The sequence below is a fragment of the Photobacterium marinum genome, from assembly GCF_000331515.1.
Classification (GTDB): domain Bacteria; phylum Pseudomonadota; class Gammaproteobacteria; order Enterobacterales; family Vibrionaceae; genus Photobacterium; species Photobacterium marinum.
Map to the genome: position 1 here is coordinate 124,249 of NZ_AMZO01000016.1, position 17,660 is coordinate 141,908.

Consider the following 17,660-nt stretch of genomic DNA (forward strand, 5'->3'; position numbering starts at 1 on the left):
TTCTTTCCCTAACTCTGACGAAAGTCTTGTATCAACTTTGGGCAGTGTTATTTGTCACAATAGCTCTATTGTGTGTCAACTCAATAGATTGACATGTTTTACTGCTCCCAGCCTACCTTTCGGAGCAATGATGCAAAATGATAATAGTAACAAATCCAAAATCTGAAAATTTACTATGCTTTTATTAGGTTACGCATTAGGGACTATGTTTGGTGATCACCACCGTTTGAATGACGAAGGGTATAAGTATGCAGGCTATAAACAGGCAAGGAGAGGTTTTTATCGCAAAGGTTAATGAACTAAAAAGTCGCCATGCAGAAGAGTTACTGCTCTTGGGACAAGTTGAAAATAAATGTTCCAGGCTATTTGTCGTAGTAACTGCGATTCTTGTGGCGCTGGCAATTGCGATGATGCTAAAGAGTCAGAGCCTGTTTTCTCCTTCGTTTCCAATTGAATGGATTCGCCTGGTGGCATTGTTAATTGCTGTGTTTGCTTTTGTCTGTTCATGGGGGCATACATTATTAGCCCTGAAAATCGAGGCTTTCCCATCGGCAAATAATCAACATGCGTCGTCAATGCATCGGTCATCCGGCTTCAGCCATAAGGTCTCATCTGAGGATGAGGAGGTGTTGGAAAAGTTGTCGGAGGCTATCAAAGAAAAAGAACGTAATATCGGTCTTGCGTATGAAGAATTGACAATGGGCGCATGGTTTATGGGTATAACTGTAGCGGTTTCTATCGGAATGAAGCTATTAAGTTAAACAACTAATCGTATTAATTTAAACAATCGCCAATCCAGAGTGGCAATATTGAGTTGTGCGGAAAACGCCATTCTTCCATTCCCCAATCTTCTCCATTTTTGATGAATTATGTGAATTAATTCAATTGTCTATCTGACTTGCGGGCATACACTTTTAATAATTGAGGTGGATTTGTGAGTCGAGAAATCATGAAAAAAATATTGTTGTTCATTGCGTTGATTAGCTTATTTGCCTGCAGTGAGAATAACGCAAATGTCGCTTTAGGAACACTTGAGCGTGACCGTGTCACGCTAACAGCAACGGCCGGAGAAATAGTTCGTGAGCAACCAGTGAAAGAGGGGGGTATAGTCACTAAAGGGGATGTGCTGGTTCAACTAGATACGAAGCAACAGCAGGCTGTTATGGCAAGGGCAAAAGCAGAAGAAGCCAAAGCCGCGGCATACCTGCTGATGCTGACAAATGGTGAGCGGCCGGAAGATATTGCTGCGGCTCAGGCGAGTGTGGAGCGTGCACAGGCAACACTGCGGGAAGCTAAAAATAACTTTCACCGTATTTCCAGGTTGGTCTCCCAGAAGCTGGCAAGCTTTGCAGAAAAAGATAAAGCGAGGGCAGAGCGTGATGCTGCTCAGGCTGACTATGATTCTGCCAGTGAGCTGTTGGCAAAACTTACGCGGGGTGAGCGTCCGGAAAATATTACTCAGGCACAGGCCGCTTTGGAAGCAGCTAAGGCCGAGGCTACGTTGCAAGACCAAATTCTTAAAGATTTGACAGTAGTGGCAACCCGCGATGGGGTGCTCGACAGTCTTCCGTACAATATTGGTGAGCGAGTAACTGCTGGCAGCATTGTTGCCGCAATTCAGGCCGAAACCGCTCCTTATGCTCGGGTTTATGTTCCTGAACCATACCGGGTCAAACTCAAAGCAGGTGACAGGCTGACGGTTCATGTTGACGGTATGAATACCAGCTATACCGGAACATTGCGCTGGATTGCTACTGAACCTGCCTTTACGCCTTATTATGCGCTGAATGAACAGGATCGAGCCCGACTGGTGTATTTAGCTGAGGTTGTTATGCCGGCTGAAGCGACTGAGTTGCCAGCTGGTGTTCCGGCTCAGGTGGAGATGCCCCATGAGTGAGAACGCAATCGTTGCTCGCAACATTACCCGTAAGTTTGGAGATTTTACCGCTGTCGACGGGTTAAGTCTGGTGGTTCCTACGGGCAGTATTTATGGATTCCTCGGTCCGAACGGATGCGGTAAATCAACAACCATTCGAATGCTGACTGGCCTGCTTAGCCCGACAGAGGGCAACATTGAAGTGCTGGGGCTGAATATACCAAGGGAAGCAGAAAAGCTTCGATTACGCATTGGATATATGACCCAAAAATTTTCCCTGTATGAGGATTTAACCGTTGCTGAAAACCTTGAGTTTATCGGTCAGGTGTTCGGAATTACCAATAAAGCACTTAAACATAGGGTAGCGGAGCAGCTTTCAACCTATGGCTTAGATCGCCTTTCACGTCAGCGAGCCGGAAGTATGAGTGGTGGACAGAAGCAAAGGCTTGGACTGGCAGCTGCGACAATGCATGAGCCGGATTTGTTGTTCCTTGATGAACCAACTTCTGCGGTAGACCCTGAAAACCGTCGTGACTTTTGGGAGCAGTTATTTGATCTCAGCGATCAGGGAACCACGATTCTGGTCACCAGTCATTATATGGATGAAGCTGAGCGATGCCATGGACTGGCGATAATGGAAGCCGGAGTTGTTAGGGCCGACGGACCGCCAGAAGCCCTGATGCAGAATATGGGTGTGAATGTTGTGGAGGTGCAGGCGGATCAGCTTAGGAAATTAAAGGCCGATCTTCTTCGACGTCCGGAAATTCGTTCCGCCGCACAACTTGGAATTCGTTTACGGGTGTTGGTAAATCAGAATATCGAAGAGCCCATTTCATGGTTACGGCAACAGATACCGTATTTGAATAATGCTGAAATGGCGATTGCCCGACCGAGCCTTGAAGATGTGTTTGTTACGTCAACGGGGGCGGGAAGACAATGAAGAGTTTCTTAAGAATTAAGGCCATTATGGTCAAAGAACTCCGTCAATTATCACGGGATCGTATTACCTTTGCCATGGTAGTGATGATTCCGTTGATTCAACTTTTGCTGTTTGGCTATGCGATAAATACGGATGTTCGAAATATTCCCGTGGCAGTCGTCGATAAAAGCCACTCAGCGGCAGGCCGTGTGATTACTGAATCAGTAAAGGCAACTCAGGTTGTTACCGTTACTCACACATATCCGACAGCAGCAGAAGCTGAGCAGGCTATTACGCAAGGGGTTGTCAGGGCTGCATTAGTTTTGCCATCTGATTTGTCCCAACGAATAACCCAGGGACGAACAGTTGGTCAGTGGCTGGTTGATGGTTCAGATACTATGGTCAGTGCAGCACTATTACAGCTGAGAAATATGCCGTTGCAGGAGTTAATCACCTATCAGCCGTCCGGGGAAACGACGTTTGAGGTTGCGCTGTATTTCAATCCGTCACGGCGATCGGCGGTCAATATCGTGCCCGGTTTGCTGGGCGTGATTCTGACAATGACCATGATCCTGTTTACCTCCGCAGCTATAGTGCGTGAGCGGGAAAGGGGAAATCTGGAATTACTTATCACAACACCGGTTCATTCACTGGAGTTGATGATCGCGAAAATCATCCCCTATATTTTTGTTGGCCTGATTCAGGTGGCAATCATTCTCGGCTTAGGGCATTTCATTTTTGATGTTCCGATTAACGGTGATTTGTCTCAGGTTCTGTTTGGCACATTGCTGTTCATTTCCGCCAGCTTGACTTTGGGGTTGGTTATCTCAACCATTGCGCAGACACAACTTCAGGCAATGCAGATGACGGTGTTTATTCTGTTGCCGTCGATTTTGTTGTCCGGGTTTATGTTTCCTTATGAAGCTATGCCGGTTGCGGCTCAGTGGATTGCAGAAGTTCTGCCCGCGACGCATTTTATGCGGATGATTAGGGGAATTGTGCTGCGTGGCGCAGATTTAATCGACCTCTGGCGGGATGCGTTGTGGATGGTCGGATTTACTTTTTTAGGGCTTGTGATTGCATCGCTGCGCTTTAAGAAGAGTCTTGATTAACTTTCTGATATAAAACTAAAAAAGATGGTGACCAGCTTCACTCAGAAGACATGCATTTGAATGGGGGTATGAAGCGCAAATCTTTTCTGGTCACCATCAAAACGGAATCTTTCTTGTTGCTGCTTATTATTACGTTAAAATAGGAAGTGAAAAACAGAACAAATAAATGATAAAGGTTCCTCTTTTATGAGCAGTCAAAGGTTGAAACTTCAATTTCAACGTCTCTACAACCATTTTTCCGGCGAAGATTGTGAAACTAATCTGCACGATATTGCAGAAGTGTTGTTTTGCACTCGGCGTAATGTTCGCATGGTCATCAACAAAATGGTTGATAAAGGCTGGATTGACTGGCACCCGGCTGTAGGGCGAGGAAAACAGTCAAAGCTGATATTTCACAGTACAGACAGTGAATTACAATACATGCACGCCAGAAGGCTGGTGGCCGAAGGTAAGCTGGAACCTGCGTTGGAAGCGCTTGGCAACAACGCTGACAAACTTGCCCAGTTGATTCAGGAGCAACTGGGCCATACTACTTCGCAGGGTAAGCAGATTGTGCGCTTACCTTATTATCGGGCATTTAGTAACCTCAATCCACTGCACCCGCTACGGCGTTCAGAGCAGCACCTGGTTCGACAGATTTTCAATGGATTAACTCAAGTTAATGAGGAAAAAGAGGAAATTGAAGGCGATCTAGCCCATCACTGGGAAGCGCTTTCTCCTCGTCATTGGCGATTTTATATTCGTCCTGCAGTCCGCTTCCATGACGGCAAGCTGCTTGACTGCAATGACATCATTACCACTTTCGAATATGTCAAAAAGCATCGTTTATTCCGCCATATAAAAAAGGTGGAATCGCCTTATGTTAATACTATCGATATCCATCTAAGTGCTGATGATCATCGTTTACCTGAACTGCTGACGAACCTGCAGGCGATGATCCAGCCGTCTGACAGTGATTTTGATAATGATAATGTCCTTTTCCCAACAGGTTCAGGTCCTTACAAAATTATTCAGAATGACAAGCAACGGTTTAAGTTAGAGGCTTTTGATCAGTACTTTGGTTTCCGTGCATTGATTGACGTTGTCGATATCTGGATGCTGTCAGAAGTCGCGGCCTGCTACCTTCAGCCGGGAACGGAAATAAACCAGCTGAGTGGGTGGAATGTCTCTGCAAGGATGCAACTTGATGAGGGATGCAACTATCTGCTATTTAACAGACTTACCGGTTTGACGAATAACGACGATTGGCTGGATTATTTCCAGAGTCGGCTGACTTCACTGAATATCCTGCGTTTGCTGAATCAGGATGATTTAGGCGATTTTCGTCTTATAAATGCTTACGGTATCCTGCCGGGTTGGGCACATGTCCCGTTTCAGTCGGGGAGTAAGCCTGTTCCAGCTAAGCGGACTGTCACCTTAGCATTCCCGCGCCAGCATCCGGTTTATCCGCAAATTGCTGAAGCAATAAGAACTTTGCTGGCGGAAGACGGCGTTAAACTTAAGGTGCTAGAGTTGTCCACTATGGATATCTGGTCTGGTAAACATGCCGATAAGATTGATATCTGGCTGGGTGGTATGAGCCTGATGAATTACCGTGATGATGCCATTCTGTCTTGGTATTTCAATTTCGACCATATTGCCAGAGTGATGCCGAAAGAGGAATTTGATGAGCTGGAACAGGCTGTTATGCGATGGCGAGCTGCCCCTGAGAAAACTTCTCCTTGTCAGGATATAGGTGCACGTTTGGTCCAAAGTGGTCAGATACTTCCGCTGTTTCACAACTGGCATGGTGTTGATGATTCAGGTGTTTTGCAGGGAATGCAGTCGAACTCAATGGGATGGTTTGATTTCAAATCAGTATGGATGAAACCAGAACACTGATTTTAAAGCATTAAACTCTTTGTTATGAAACAGGCCTGGAAGACAACTGGCCTGTCTTTCATTTTTTCGTTGGAGTTTTTGGTTAGCCACCAAAGCTACCCCAGTCGCGGTCGGTGAACCATTGTGCTATCGGACGCCAGACCATATCGATGATTTTTTTATACCAGGGTGCTTCTTCTGCTGCTTCTGCAGCAAGGATTGGTTGTTCTGTCAACAGTTTTTCACCCAGATACCATTCCACTTTTCCGACTTGCTGACCTTTGCTGACGGGGGCTTCCAGTTCATGGTTATAGCTGATCTTATATTCTAGATCTTTTCTTTGCCGTCTTGGGACCGTGATGACACCACCATCAGAAACTTCAAGACTTATGGTTGATGGTGAGCCATACCATACTTTAAGCGGTGACAGCTCTTTGCCGCTGAATTGCGGGGTGATGTCCTGGAAGAATCTGAACCCCCATGTTAGCAGTTTTTTTGATTCAGTCCTTCTTGCATCCGGGCTTTTGGTTCCCATTACTACAGCAATCAGGCGCTGATCATTCTGTATTGCGGATGAAACTAGGCTGTATCCGGCCTTTTTCGTATAGCCGGTTTTAACACCGTCCACATTCAGTGTGGTATCCCATAGCAGGGCATTGCGATTTCCCTGTTTGATATCACCGAACTTAAACGATTTTTCTTTAAATAGCTGATAAATATCAGGAAGTTCGTGTATGAAAGATCGTGTCAGTAATGCCATATCATAAGCTGTAGTAGTCTGACCTTCACTGTCCAGTCCGTGAGGGTTTGCAAAATAGCTGTCCATCATGCCGATTTTTTGTGCATGAATGTTCATCATCTCAACAAAGGCTGACTGATGCCCGGCAACATGCTCTGCAAGGGCTACAGTGGCATCGTTACCAGAGGCTATAATCACGCCATGGTTCAGATCATCAACAGAGACTTCATCACCTACATTCAGGAACATTTTCGATGAACCGGGGAATTTTTTACCCCAGGCACTCTCACTTATGATGACAGTATCGTCGGCAGCGATATGGCCAGCTTTCAATTCCTGGCCGACAACATAACTTGTCATGATTTTGGCAAGACTTGCCGGTGCTAATTGTTCTCTTTCATTATCACTGGCAATGATCTGGCCGGACTGGTAACTCATCAGTACCCAGGCTTTTGCCGCAATTTTCGGTGGGCTGGGCATAAGTTCAGGTTCGGCATTGGTAGTAGGAATGAAGGAGAAGAGCCACAAGAAAGTGATTAGGAGGTAGTTTGGTTTGATATTCTTCAATGTCATTGTTTTGTAACCCTTGATAGCTGTTCGATAGCGCTATATTGAGCTTAGTAAAAACATATGAAGAATCAGGATTTATTTCACACCAGCCTTATTGTTGGAATAAAACTGATGTGAAGGTTTGGATGGTGATAAAAGATCTCCCTTTGTTGTGTCAACAAGAGTCTGGATCAATGGAGTAGGAGAGGTTTTGATTATTTTGTGCCTGCATGAAAGCAACATGTAGTTCAATTAACTGGGTGCTTTCCTGTTGCCACTTGGTATCTTCCTGACGCTGACAAAAGTCAGCCATGGCGACAATCATGCGGTCCAATCGCTTCAGGCTCCAGCGTTTCATTCCCGGATCCAGCTTTGGATTACAGGCCATTTCCTGCAATTTTGCATAAGCGAATTGAAGGTAGTTGAAGGCTTTTTCCGGTTCGGCGATATCCTGATAATAGAAGCCGAGCCGTTGGCAACTGTCGATCCAGTAGGCCAGGGCCTCACTGTGTCTTTCTGTTTCCATCGCGCCGAAAATACTATCGGGAGCATTGCTGACAGCATTGATCAGGATGTTGATATCCCGGCGCTGTTGCGGTTGATACCACTGCTTGATTTGAGTGAGCCATGACTGAATTTCATTCATGCAACGCATTCCTTATTTTCTTCCCAATTAGCGACAAAGTGATTGTCGGCAATTTGCCGATACCCACTTACATCAGCAAGGCTGAGCGAACGGATTTTATCAGCACTTACTGAATAGTCTGGCTCAGAATCAACAAGTTGGTGAAATGGAAGATCAGGATCCGGTACGGCTGAAATTAGCAGACGAGTATATGGGTGTGTCGGGTTTCTGAGTATTGCCCGAGTATCTCCCCATTCAACGATTTTGCCCCGGTACATTACGGCGGTTTCTTCTGCAATGTAATGAGCGGTGGCTAAGTCATGGGTGATATACAAAAAGCCGATACCTTTTTGTTCTTTCATTTCCTTCATCAGATTGAGAATGCCAAGGCGAATGGAGACATCCAGCATTGATGTCGGCTCATCAGCTAGGATGACTTCTGCACCAACTGCCAGTGCGCGGGCAAGGTTGATACGTTGGCGCTGACCGCCGCTCAGTTGATGAGGGTATTTATCGAGGTCGGAAATCGGCAGCTCGATCAGGTTCATTAACTCTTTCAGTTTTTGTGGTAGCTCTGATTTATGGCTAACCTGCTTATGGATAAGGAGCGGGCGGGTGAGGTGGTGTCGGATCGTATGGGTTGGATTGAGCGATCCGAAAGGGTCCTGGAATACCATTTGCACCTTGCTGCGGTAATTTAATACTTCCTTGCGTGAACTGATGTCGGCAATATTCTTGCCTTTGAACAGAATTTCACCTTCAGTCGGGCTGTGAACTTTGGTGATCAGTCTTGCACAAGTACTTTTGCCACAACCGGATTCGCCAACAAGGGCGAGTGTTCTGCCTCTATGCAGGGTAAAGCTGACGTTATTCAGTGCTCGGAATATTTCCTTTGAGCCGAAACCGCCGCCGGCTGCAAATTCCTTAGTGACGCTTTTAACTTCAATGATTGGCTGGCTCATGCTGAAATATCCTCTGTCACGCTGATGTGTTCAGCTTCTTCGTGAATGTTAGGGAATGATGCCCATAACTGTTGGGTGTATGGGTGTTGAGGATTGTTCCTGATTTCCTTTGCCTTGTTGACTTCAACAATTTCACCGTGACGCATAACAGCAATACGATCACAAAGCTGGCTCATTAGAGCGAGGTCGTGAGTGATAAACAGTACAGAGAAATCGAACTCTCTACGCAACTGGTAGATTTGTTGCAGGATTTCACGCTGCACGACGACATCAAGTGCCGTTGTCGGTTCATCCATGATGATCAGCTTAGGATTCAGACTCAGGGCAATGGCGATAACCAGTCGCTGACGCATACCACCACTGAACTGGTGTGGAAATTCAGATAATCGTTCACGAGGAATGTTGACCAGATCAAGCAGCTTTTCAGCTCTGGCATAAGCCTCTTCATTAGTGCACCCAAGGTGATGTCGCATAACATCGGCAAATTGTTCCTTGAGCGGAAGAACCGGGTTGAGTGAGTTCATCGCACTCTGGAAAACCATTGCAATCTCTTTCCAGCGGATAACGCCCATCTCTTTTTCACTCAACTGGAGCAGGTTGGTGCCGTTGTAATTTATCTCACCGTTTGTGATCAGTGCTGGTGGCTTGTGAAGGCGGTTGATGGCAAAGGCGATAGTGCTTTTGCCGCAGCCTGACTCTCCCGCCAGACCGAATATTTCACTTTTTCCGATATCGAAGCTGACCTTTTTAACGGCCCGGAAATCTTCGTTGTCGGTAATATAGGTCACTTCCAGATCTCTAACTTTTACCAATGGATCGGGGTGATATGCCTGTTCCATCGTTCTCTCCCTTAAAATTCAAAATGTTAATTCGTAATGAAAATTATTACCATTTGCATGTTAAGTAAAGCGAAGAGAGCCAGTAGGTGATGAAGCTTACAAAAATATATTTATCGTTTCATTATTTGCGATTTAAGGCAGTTAGTAAGCTAAAAAAACAGCTGTATGTTAATGTTTTGTTGTTTTTCTGTTTGTTTGGTTGCTACTCTACAGATTAATAAATGTTTACAGTATGGATAGTTAGCTGGATTTTATATTTCTCAAGGAGCTGAGAGGAAAATGTTTGTTAAACAGCTTGTATTTTCATTAACAGGACTAGTTGCCGCATCGCCTGTGATGGCCGTAGAGACGGGAATGGATTTAACCCAGTCAACGGTTGGTTATACCGCGTTAGTGATTTTCGGGTTAGCCTACTGCCTGGTGATGGGGGAGGAGTATTTACAGTTACGTAAATCGAAACCTGTTCTGTTAGCGGCTGGTATCATATGGCTGATGATTGGGTTCGTATTCCAGCAGCAGGGGCAGATTGATCTAGCCAAACATGCGCTTGAGCATAACCTGCTCGAATATGCGGAACTGTTGCTGTTCCTGCTGGTGGCGATGACCTATATCAATGCCATGGAAGAGCGACGGCTCTTTGATGCACTTCAATCATGGATGGTAAGCAAAGGTTTTAATTTCAGGACGCTTTTCTGGCTGACAGGTATTCTCTCATTCTTTATCTCTCCTATCGCAGATAACCTGACGACCGCGCTTTTGATGTGTGCCGTTGTGATGAAAGTCGGCGGCGATAATACCCGTTTCATAAATCTAGCTTGTATCAATATTGTAGTTGCAGCAAATGCCGGTGGAGCATTCAGTCCATTCGGAGATATCACAACGTTGATGGTTTGGCAGGCCGGGTTAGTTAGCTTTCTGCAGTTTACCGATCTCTTCATCCCGTCATTGGTTAATTACCTTGTACCTGCTGTAATTATGTCGTTGTTTGTTCCGAAAACGCAGCCGAACACTGTGGGTGAGTATATTGAGCTCAAGCGTGGAGCTCGTAGAATTGTCGGCCTGTTCATTCTGACGATTATGACCGCAGTAGCTTTTCATGCCTGGGTACATTTCCCGCCCGTTGTCGGCATGATGATGGGGCTGGCCTATCTACAATTCTTTAGCTTCTTTTTGGTTAAGACCTTACCACAATCGTTGGAAAAGAAACGGGCGATTGCGCGGGCCAATAAGGATGAAGCGGCTTTGGACAGGCTGGGTTCTGTGGTGCCATTTGACGTATTCAAAAGGATTTCGCATGCGGAATGGGACACCTTACTTTTCTTTTATGGCGTTGTAATGTGTGTGGGAGGCTTGAGTTTATTGGGATACCTGGGCGTAGTTTCAGAGGTGATGTACACCCAATGGAATCCGGTCTGGGCCAATATTATGGTCGGCGTGCTGTCAGCAATTGTCGATAATATCCCGGTAATGTTTGCCGTATTAACCATGGAGCCTGAGCTGAGCTTGGGTAATTGGCTATTGGTAACACTTACCGCTGGTGTGGGTGGTAGCTTGCTATCTATTGGTTCAGCAGCAGGTGTGGCTTTAATGGGGGCGGCTCATGGAAAGTACACCTTTTTTGGTCACTTGAAGTGGATGCCTGTGATTGCTTTAGGTTATGTAGCAAGCATTGTGTGCCACTTATATCTGAATGGCAGTTTGTTTTAATCCATACTGCTAATTATTGATAAGTCACTATGTTAATTTGCCCCTTTTTGATGTTCATTTGTACAATTTTAAGGAAGGATGACGAAAAAAGGGGTCGCAAATGCAAATAAGAAAATGGATTTTTTCTGGTGTTTTTTTGCTGTGCCCGTTGCCACAGGCGATGGCGGAAGGTGATGACTCGATTTTCAGGACTCCATCGGTAAAGCTGAGCATAGTAAAGAGTACCGGTAATACAAAAGTCTCCAGTAAGGGGCAGTTTGATGATGTTCCTTTCAATTCTTCAAACCTGATCACCCCGGTTCTCACACTTATCCAGCCTCCAGCATACTTTTCTGATGATACAAGGTGGGGTTATCACACTGAGCTCAGTACCACTTACTTTGAGCTCGATTATGACAAAGATGATAAGCGTTATCGGGATGGTGACTTTGAGGGGATTTCATTCTCACTGACACCGGTTTTGTTTTATCAATGGGGAGATAAGACTTTGTGCGGGCACTGTAAAAGTTCTCGTCTTGAGTTTGGTGTCGGTTTGAATTATTTGAATGCTGAAGGTGACTTGGTAACCGATCAAGGTGAAGAGGTTATTTTTGACAGTACCGGATTTGGTTTTAATTCCCATATCGGGTTTGTAGTGAATTATAAACAGTGGGAGCTTTCTTTACGTTATGTTGCTCCGACCCGTATTGACGAGCAAGATGTTGATGTGAGGCACGCGCTGTCTTCGATTGGGTTGGGTTATCGGTTTTGAAAATCCTTGGTATCAGCTTAAAAATGGTCACTGTTTTAAACATGATTGGCTGCGCGGAAAGAGTATTGAAGAACTATTCACCCATTAGCATAAAGTGGGAATAATACTCTGATCTATATCAAACAAAATGTTGGATAATTGTGTTGTTTTTGTGAATCCTTATCTGCGGCCTCTTATATTAGCTAAACTAAAGTTGATGGTGGGTTAAGATGGGAGGCAGAGTATGTTAGCTGTTCATCGGCAATTTATCTTGCCAGGTCATAGAGGACTACATGCAGATGTAACAGTTATTCCTACAGGGGAGTTGGAAGTCAATATTAAGGAGAAAAATAATAGTTTGAAAGCTGAGTTCGAAGATTTGTACTTCTTTTCAAGTGGTAAAGCGACAGATATCGTATGTCGTGATCCGGTAAGTCATGATGAGGTTCGCTGGCAGCTTCACATGGCAAGTGATGATGCCAGAGAACTAGCAAAAATGATTGAGTCCGCAGAAGAAGAATTTGAAATATTAATGCGAGACTTGTAATAAATCTAACTGGTTGGTTAGCATCTGCGTGCAGTAATAAGTCAAAGCCTTGCTTAGCAAGGCTTTGTTGTTCTGACGGTTTAAATTTGTTGTTTTAGCTGTTTAAAACAGCTTTTTGATTAGACCGACAAAATACTCATAGCGTTTGGGTAAAGGCCGATGTTTTTTTGTGATGAGGTAGAGTTCTTCGCTTACAGTCTCCGTAGTTGTAACAACAGAGATTTTGTTTTGATGGGGAAAGCTACTCACTGTTTTTTCAGGCAATACGGTAAAGCCTAATCCTTGTGAGACCGGAAGCAAAATCTGGTTCAGCTGGTTGATATAACCCGCTATTTTCACCGAAGAAATATTATGTAATGCTTCATTATAGTTAGCTGTGAACATCTGCTTTAAATAGTGCTCTCCATCCGGGTGATTGATAAATCCGAGTTGTTGAAGCCGCTCAAGACTGACATCTTCTTTAGCAAATGATGATGGTGCAACCAGACAAAGTGTTTCCTGTCCAATAAGTATTTGCTTAATGTCGTCTGATTCTACTTCTCTGGTGACAATTCCGACTTCGATCTCGTTCGCCTTCAAGTTTTCAATAATGCGTTTATTCGGTGCGGCTTCTAGCTTAATAGTAAGATCGGGGTGTGCTTTCTGATAGTCGAGAAAATGGGGATATAAGAATGTAGCTAGAGAGCCAGAACAGGCAAATCGGCATTCACCGCTATACGGGTCATCATTTTGTAACTGATGAAACAGCTCTGATTCTTCTTTTTGCTGACGGCAGCCATAGTGATAAAGGGTTTCACCGGCTTGAGTCAGCTCAAATCGCTTACCGTACCTTTGGAGTAGTGGGGTACCAGCCTGCTCTTCCAGTTTCTTAATATGTTGGCTCACACCTGGTTGGGTCATGAATAGTTTTTCGGCAGTCTGGGTAAAATGGCCGACTTCTACCAGGGTTATAAAGGTTTGAAGCCATTGTGTATTAATCATCGTTGGCCCGATAAGCAAGGATTATTAGTGAATATCATATTAGATCAATTGATCTTTTCAATAATCACTGTGCTTTTTGTTTGAGCCCGATTCTTGATTAAAAGATTCAGAATGGAGCTTTGGGTACCAGTCTCTCTATACCCGTTGGTATGAAATTATTCAGCAAAAAGAACTGGGGGGGCATATTATTTCTTAATGATTTGAGCTGTATAACATTTCGTGCATTAATGACGGATATATTAACACTATACAAACAGTGACTTAGTACTGAAATGTAATTAAATCCCGTTATTAATTTACTAATCAAGTGCTTACTGTCACAGTTTGTAGTGCATAAGCTCGATTATCTTCTCTCGCCATAACAATAAAACTCTAATTTTCACTTCCCCCCGATAAATTATGAGTGTTCAAGGAAAGAGACGTGAATTTTAAATTGTCTACGATAGCTAAAGTAATTATTCCTCTGTGTTCTGCTGTTGCGGTTGTTGGATGTAATGGTGATGATGCATCACCAACAAACAAAACTGATGGTAACGGGAAACTGGTCACAATATCTAAAAATCAGGCTGCCATTTATTTTAAGCTCAAAGACCAAGCGGTGACCTCTAAGGCTGCAACAAATCAGTATGAAGGTTATAGCTTGCATATTTGGAATGATGATACATGTGGTAGCTATGATGGTGAAGATACTGACTGGAATAAGGGGCTTCCGTTAAGTGGGGTTGATGAAGAGCAGGGCGCTTATTGGATTATTGATCTCAAAGAAGATACAACACAGTGTGTTAACTTTATTCCTAGAGATTCGAAGCTTAATAAGCCACTGGGTGATTTTAATGCGAAACTGGATTTAAATCAGGTTCACAATCAGGGTAATTACGTATTTACCAAAGAAGGTGTTCCTGCTGTTTTTCCTGAGCTCATACCAGCATTGGCAAATAATACCTCGCGTATTTATATCAACCTCGATGATGGTGACTATTCTGACATAACTTTGCATGTTTGGAATAATGAGAAATGTAGTGGCTATGCTGGAGCAGATACCGGTTGGGGCACTGGATTACCTGTTACTGGGATTAGTGAAACCTATGGGGCTTATTGGGATTTGGCAACCAATAATCACGAAAGTCACTGTATCAACTTTATACCTCATATAGGTGATAGTAAGCCGTTAGTATCTGATACAGTTTTAGATATTAGTAAAGCGAGTGTCATCGCGGATTCTGCTTTTACATTTGAGGGAAGTTCAACGGTTTATTATCAACCAATGGCGAAACAACCACAGGCTCAGTTAAGTGGAGCATCTGCCCATTGGCTAACGAGTAACATTTTAGCATTGCCATCAGGAGCCGCTAAGGTTGAACTCATTTATGCCCGAGATGCAGGTATCCAATTCGACAGTAAAAAACTCGCTTTTACTGAGGTTGATAAAGTTATTACGGCTAAACGCTCATCAGATAAATCTTGGAGCAATAAATATAGATACTTGAAGGAGTATGATAGCTGGGAATTGGACTTTGAAGACGCAAAAATAACAGCGAAAGAGCTGCTGAAAGGTCAACTCTATGCAGCATCATACGATGCCAGTGGTAAATTAATCTCTGCGACGCAGGTACAGCCTGCTGGGGCGCTTGATGATATTTATGCTGCTACTGCTGACGACCTTAACTATGGTGCGATTGTAAGTGACTCTGATGTGACTTTCCGGGTTTGGGCACCGACAGCACGGTCAGTTTCTGTTGTGAAGTATTCACAACAGAAAAATATGGTTGAAAGTTTGCCGATGACTTTTGATGAGCAAAGTGGCTCGTGGAGTTTGAATACAGGTAAACTCAAGGCAAATGACTATTATCGCTACAAAATTAATGTGTACCATCCGGCAGTTAAAGAGATGCGGGAATATGAAGTGACAGATCCGTATTCACTTAGTCTGTCAATGAATTCAGAATTCAGTCAGGTTGTGGATCTAAATGATTCATCGCTAAAGCCTGATGGTTGGGATGCATTGAAGCGTCCGGTTAAACAGGACAACCCTGCTGAGTTTGTGATTTATGAATCACATGTGCGTGATTTTTCAGCTTTGGATCAATCAACACCTGTCGATTTACGTGGCAAATATGGAGCCTTTACACAATCAGATGCTGCTCCGGTTAAACATTTAAAATCGCTTAAAGCTAGTGGTGTTACTCACCTGCATTTATTACCGTTCTTTGATATCGCAACTATTAATGAAGATCCGGCAAAAGTTGCCGAAATTGATCAGCCTTTTAGTAAGTTGTGTGATGTGAACTCCGGTGTTAAAGAGTCACGTTTCAAACAGTATTGCTCTTCAGAAAAGACAATTGCTGATGTATTAGAAACTATTAAGGCTGACGATAGTCCATCCAATCCGGTTGTTCAGGAACTGAACCGTTTTGTGTCACAAACTGATGGCTTTAACTGGGGCTATGATCCGTTCCACTATACTGTGCCGGAAGGCTCTTACTCAACAAATGCAGATGGTACTAAGCGTATTCTTGAACTTCGTGAAGCGATTAAGGCAGTGAAGGAAAATGTTGGTATGAACGTGGTTATGGATGTTGTTTATAACCATACCAACTCTGCAGGACCTGATTCGAAGACCTCTATTCTGGATAAAATTGTACCTTGGTACTACAACCGTTTGGATGGAGTGACTGGTGGAGTGAAGAACTCTACTTGTTGCTCTAATACTGCACCAGAGCATGCAATGATGGAGAAATTGATTACTGATTCATTGGTAGTCTGGGCTCGTGAGTATAAGGTAGATTCATTCCGTTTTGACCTAATGGGTCATCACCCGTTGTTACAAATTCAGCACTCTCTGGAAGCGGTCAAGAAAGTTGATCCAAATACTTACTTCTACGGTGAAGGCTGGAACTTCGGTGAAGTAGCGAATGATGCTTTGTTTAAGCAAGCGACTCAGAAAAATCTAGCAGGAACAGGTATTGGTAGTTACTCTGACCGCCTTCGCGATGCAGTTCGCGGTGGTACTCCCTTTGATGACAAAGATAATATTCGCAAGAATCAAGGCTTTGGTAACGGCGCTTATGCTCTGAAAAATGATATTTCTGAAACGAGTAAAGCCGACGCATTGCATAATGCAGATATCGTACGGTTAGGCATGGCCGGTAACCTTAAAGATTTTGTTTTAATTGATTCCTTGGGAACTGCGAAACGTGGTGATCAAATCGACTATAACGGTCAGTCGGCTGGCTACGCGACAGATCCAACAGAAGTTTTGAACTATGTTTCTAAGCACGATAACCAAACGCTTTGGGATAATAACCAATACAAGATTGGTTATGCTGTTAAGACAGAAGATCGTGTTCGTATGCAAGCCATATCACTGGCAACGGTTATGTTAGGTCAAGGTGTTCCATTTACTCAGATGGGGGCTGAGCTGTTACGCTCGAAGTCGATGCAGCGGGACTCTTATGATTCTGGTGACTGGTATAACAAAGTCGATTTCAACCTTGAGGGTACTGAGGATAATAACTGGAATAAGGGCTTACCTCGTAAAGATAAGGATGGCAGCAATTACGATATTATTACGAAAGTAATTGAAACTGCAGGAGAAAATGCGAAGTCATCGAATGCTGATATTAATCAGATGGATGAGTTCTTCAAGGAACTGACTGACTTGCGTCAGCAATACCCGTTAATCACATTGGGTAAAGGCAGTGAAGTTACGGCTCGTGTTGATTTTCACAATACCGGTGCTGATCAGGTTCCGGGACTGATTGTGATGTCTATTAATAACGGTACTGGTATGGCTTCGGATATTGACTCAAGTCTTGATGCTATGGTGATTGTGATTAATGCAACACCAGAACAACAAGACTTTACACTGAATGGTGTAACAGGACTTAGGCTGAGTCCGCTGCATAAATCAAAACTGGCTTCTGGTGCAACGGTTAAAGATAGCACTCTGTCTGTTCCTGCATGGTCACCGGCGGTATTTATTCAGCCACGTGGCAATGCCCGCGGAGCTGGGATTCCAGTAGTAGCTAAGAACTAATTAATTAAATTCACAGTACTATCTAGAGAGCTCGGAACCATTGAGTAATGCTGATCGTTTAAGAATACTTGAACGATCCTATAGCTGATAGATAATCCCTAATCACGTGTTGGTTAGGGATTTTTTATGTTTGTGTAAGTGCTTGATGGCTTTTGAGTCTGTAGATGAAAGAGGCTCA

The 17,660-nt window shown here is 44.0% G+C and carries 14 protein-coding genes and 1 pseudogene; 10 read left to right on the forward strand and 5 right to left on the reverse strand.

Annotation, left to right across the window (positions count from 1 at the left end):
* Positions 1 to 248 precede the first annotated feature (248 nt).
* From C942_RS10660 to sgrR, 6 genes and pseudogenes are all read left to right on the forward strand, one after another.
* On the forward strand, positions 249 to 761 hold the full coding sequence (locus C942_RS10660) for a hypothetical protein (protein WP_007465550.1): 513 nt from the start codon (positions 249 to 251) through the stop codon (positions 759 to 761).
* Positions 762 to 949: 188 nt separating this feature from the next.
* Complete coding sequence (locus C942_RS10665; RefSeq protein WP_036799630.1) at positions 950 to 1,897, forward strand: HlyD family secretion protein; 948 nt, start codon at positions 950 to 952, stop codon at positions 1,895 to 1,897.
* A gap of 7 nt (positions 1,898 to 1,904) precedes the next feature.
* Positions 1,905 to 2,003 (forward strand): annotated as a pseudogene (locus C942_RS25755) (ABC transporter ATP-binding protein); the annotation flags it as partial.
* On the forward strand, positions 1,986 to 2,816 hold the full coding sequence (locus tag C942_RS10670; protein WP_408633477.1) for an ABC transporter ATP-binding protein: 831 nt from the start codon (positions 1,986 to 1,988) through the stop codon (positions 2,814 to 2,816). The pseudogene C942_RS25755 and the gene C942_RS10670, both read left to right, overlap by 18 nt.
* Positions 2,813 to 3,907 carry an ABC transporter permease gene (locus tag C942_RS10675; protein ID WP_007465556.1) on the forward strand — a complete coding sequence of 365 codons (1,095 nt, stop codon included), beginning with the start codon at positions 2,813 to 2,815 and terminating at the stop codon, positions 3,905 to 3,907. The genes C942_RS10670 and C942_RS10675 overlap by 4 nt, the downstream gene beginning before the upstream one ends.
* 186 nt (positions 3,908 to 4,093) lie before the next feature.
* On the forward strand, positions 4,094 to 5,788 hold the full coding sequence (sgrR, locus tag C942_RS10680; RefSeq protein WP_007465558.1) for an HTH-type transcriptional regulator SgrR: 1,695 nt from the start codon (positions 4,094 to 4,096) through the stop codon (positions 5,786 to 5,788).
* 82 nt (positions 5,789 to 5,870) lie between these two features.
* Here the strand turns inward: sgrR and C942_RS10685 are convergent, their stop codons facing one another.
* The 4 genes from C942_RS10685 to C942_RS10700 all read right to left on the reverse strand — a co-directional run bounded on the left by C942_RS10685 (position 5,871) and on the right by C942_RS10700 (position 9,481).
* Positions 5,871 to 7,079 carry a serine hydrolase gene (locus C942_RS10685; protein ID WP_007465560.1) on the reverse strand — a complete coding sequence of 403 codons (1,209 nt, stop codon included), beginning with the start codon at positions 7,077 to 7,079 and terminating at the stop codon, positions 5,871 to 5,873.
* A gap of 151 nt (positions 7,080 to 7,230) precedes the next feature.
* Positions 7,231 to 7,701 carry a hypothetical protein gene (locus C942_RS10690; RefSeq protein ID WP_007465563.1) on the reverse strand — a complete coding sequence of 157 codons (471 nt, stop codon included), beginning with the start codon at positions 7,699 to 7,701 and terminating at the stop codon, positions 7,231 to 7,233.
* Positions 7,698 to 8,642 carry an ABC transporter ATP-binding protein gene (locus C942_RS10695; RefSeq protein WP_007465565.1) on the reverse strand — a complete coding sequence of 315 codons (945 nt, stop codon included), beginning with the start codon at positions 8,640 to 8,642 and terminating at the stop codon, positions 7,698 to 7,700. Before C942_RS10695 ends, C942_RS10690 begins: the two co-directional genes overlap by 4 nt.
* Positions 8,639 to 9,481 (reverse strand): ABC transporter ATP-binding protein, encoded by an 843-nt coding sequence (locus C942_RS10700; RefSeq protein ID WP_007465567.1) that lies wholly within the window; start codon positions 9,479 to 9,481, stop codon positions 8,639 to 8,641. Before C942_RS10700 ends, C942_RS10695 begins: the two co-directional genes overlap by 4 nt.
* Positions 9,482 to 9,817: 336 nt before the next feature.
* Here C942_RS10700 and nhaD point away from each other — a divergent pair, with 336 nt between their 5' ends.
* From nhaD to C942_RS10715, 3 genes are all read left to right on the forward strand, one after another.
* The gene (nhaD, locus tag C942_RS10705; RefSeq protein ID WP_232428171.1) at positions 9,818 to 11,188 is read left to right on the forward strand and encodes a sodium:proton antiporter NhaD; all 1,371 of its coding nucleotides are present in this window, start codon (positions 9,818 to 9,820) and stop codon (positions 11,186 to 11,188) included.
* Positions 11,189 to 11,288: 100 nt separating this feature from the next.
* Positions 11,289 to 11,939 (forward strand): hypothetical protein, encoded by a 651-nt coding sequence (locus tag C942_RS10710; protein WP_007465570.1) that lies wholly within the window; start codon positions 11,289 to 11,291, stop codon positions 11,937 to 11,939.
* 223 nt (positions 11,940 to 12,162) lie between these two features.
* Positions 12,163 to 12,465, forward strand: a complete 303-nt coding sequence (locus tag C942_RS10715; protein WP_036799637.1) for a hypothetical protein — start codon at positions 12,163 to 12,165, stop codon at positions 12,463 to 12,465.
* A 102-nt stretch (positions 12,466 to 12,567) separates the two neighbouring features.
* Here C942_RS10715 and C942_RS10720 read toward each other — a convergent pair whose 3' ends face one another.
* A complete protein-coding gene (locus C942_RS10720) occupies positions 12,568 to 13,446 on the reverse strand; it encodes a LysR family transcriptional regulator (protein WP_007465573.1) in 879 nt (292 codons plus the stop codon).
* A gap of 421 nt (positions 13,447 to 13,867) precedes the next feature.
* Here C942_RS10720 and pulA point away from each other — a divergent pair, with 421 nt between their 5' ends.
* A complete protein-coding gene (pulA, locus tag C942_RS10725; RefSeq protein ID WP_007465574.1) occupies positions 13,868 to 17,482 on the forward strand; it encodes a pullulanase-type alpha-1,6-glucosidase in 3,615 nt (1,204 codons plus the stop codon).
* Positions 17,483 to 17,660: the final 178 nt, after the last annotated feature.

Excerpts from the sequence above, each read along its gene's own strand:
- C942_RS10660 (WP_007465550.1), top strand. The coding sequence starts at position 249 with ATGCAGGCTATAAACAGGCAAGGAGAGGTTTTTATCGCAAAGGTTAAT.
- C942_RS10665 (WP_036799630.1), top strand. The coding sequence starts at position 950 with ATGAAAAAAATATTGTTGTTCATTGCGTTGATTAGCTTATTTGCCTGC.
- C942_RS10675 (WP_007465556.1), top strand. The coding sequence starts at position 2,813 with ATGAAGAGTTTCTTAAGAATTAAGGCCATTATGGTCAAAGAACTCCGT.
- sgrR (WP_007465558.1), top strand. The coding sequence starts at position 4,094 with ATGAGCAGTCAAAGGTTGAAACTTCAATTTCAACGTCTCTACAACCAT.
- C942_RS10685 (WP_007465560.1), bottom strand. The coding sequence starts at position 7,079 with ATGACATTGAAGAATATCAAACCAAACTACCTCCTAATCACTTTCTTG.
- C942_RS10690 (WP_007465563.1), bottom strand. The coding sequence starts at position 7,701 with ATGAATGAAATTCAGTCATGGCTCACTCAAATCAAGCAGTGGTATCAA.
- C942_RS10695 (WP_007465565.1), bottom strand. The coding sequence starts at position 8,642 with ATGAGCCAGCCAATCATTGAAGTTAAAAGCGTCACTAAGGAATTTGCA.
- C942_RS10700 (WP_007465567.1), bottom strand. The coding sequence starts at position 9,481 with ATGGAACAGGCATATCACCCCGATCCATTGGTAAAAGTTAGAGATCTG.
- nhaD (WP_232428171.1), top strand. The coding sequence starts at position 9,818 with ATGGCCGTAGAGACGGGAATGGATTTAACCCAGTCAACGGTTGGTTAT.
- C942_RS10710 (WP_007465570.1), top strand. The coding sequence starts at position 11,289 with ATGCAAATAAGAAAATGGATTTTTTCTGGTGTTTTTTTGCTGTGCCCG.
- C942_RS10715 (WP_036799637.1), top strand. The coding sequence starts at position 12,163 with ATGTTAGCTGTTCATCGGCAATTTATCTTGCCAGGTCATAGAGGACTA.
- C942_RS10720 (WP_007465573.1), bottom strand. The coding sequence starts at position 13,446 with ATGATTAATACACAATGGCTTCAAACCTTTATAACCCTGGTAGAAGTC.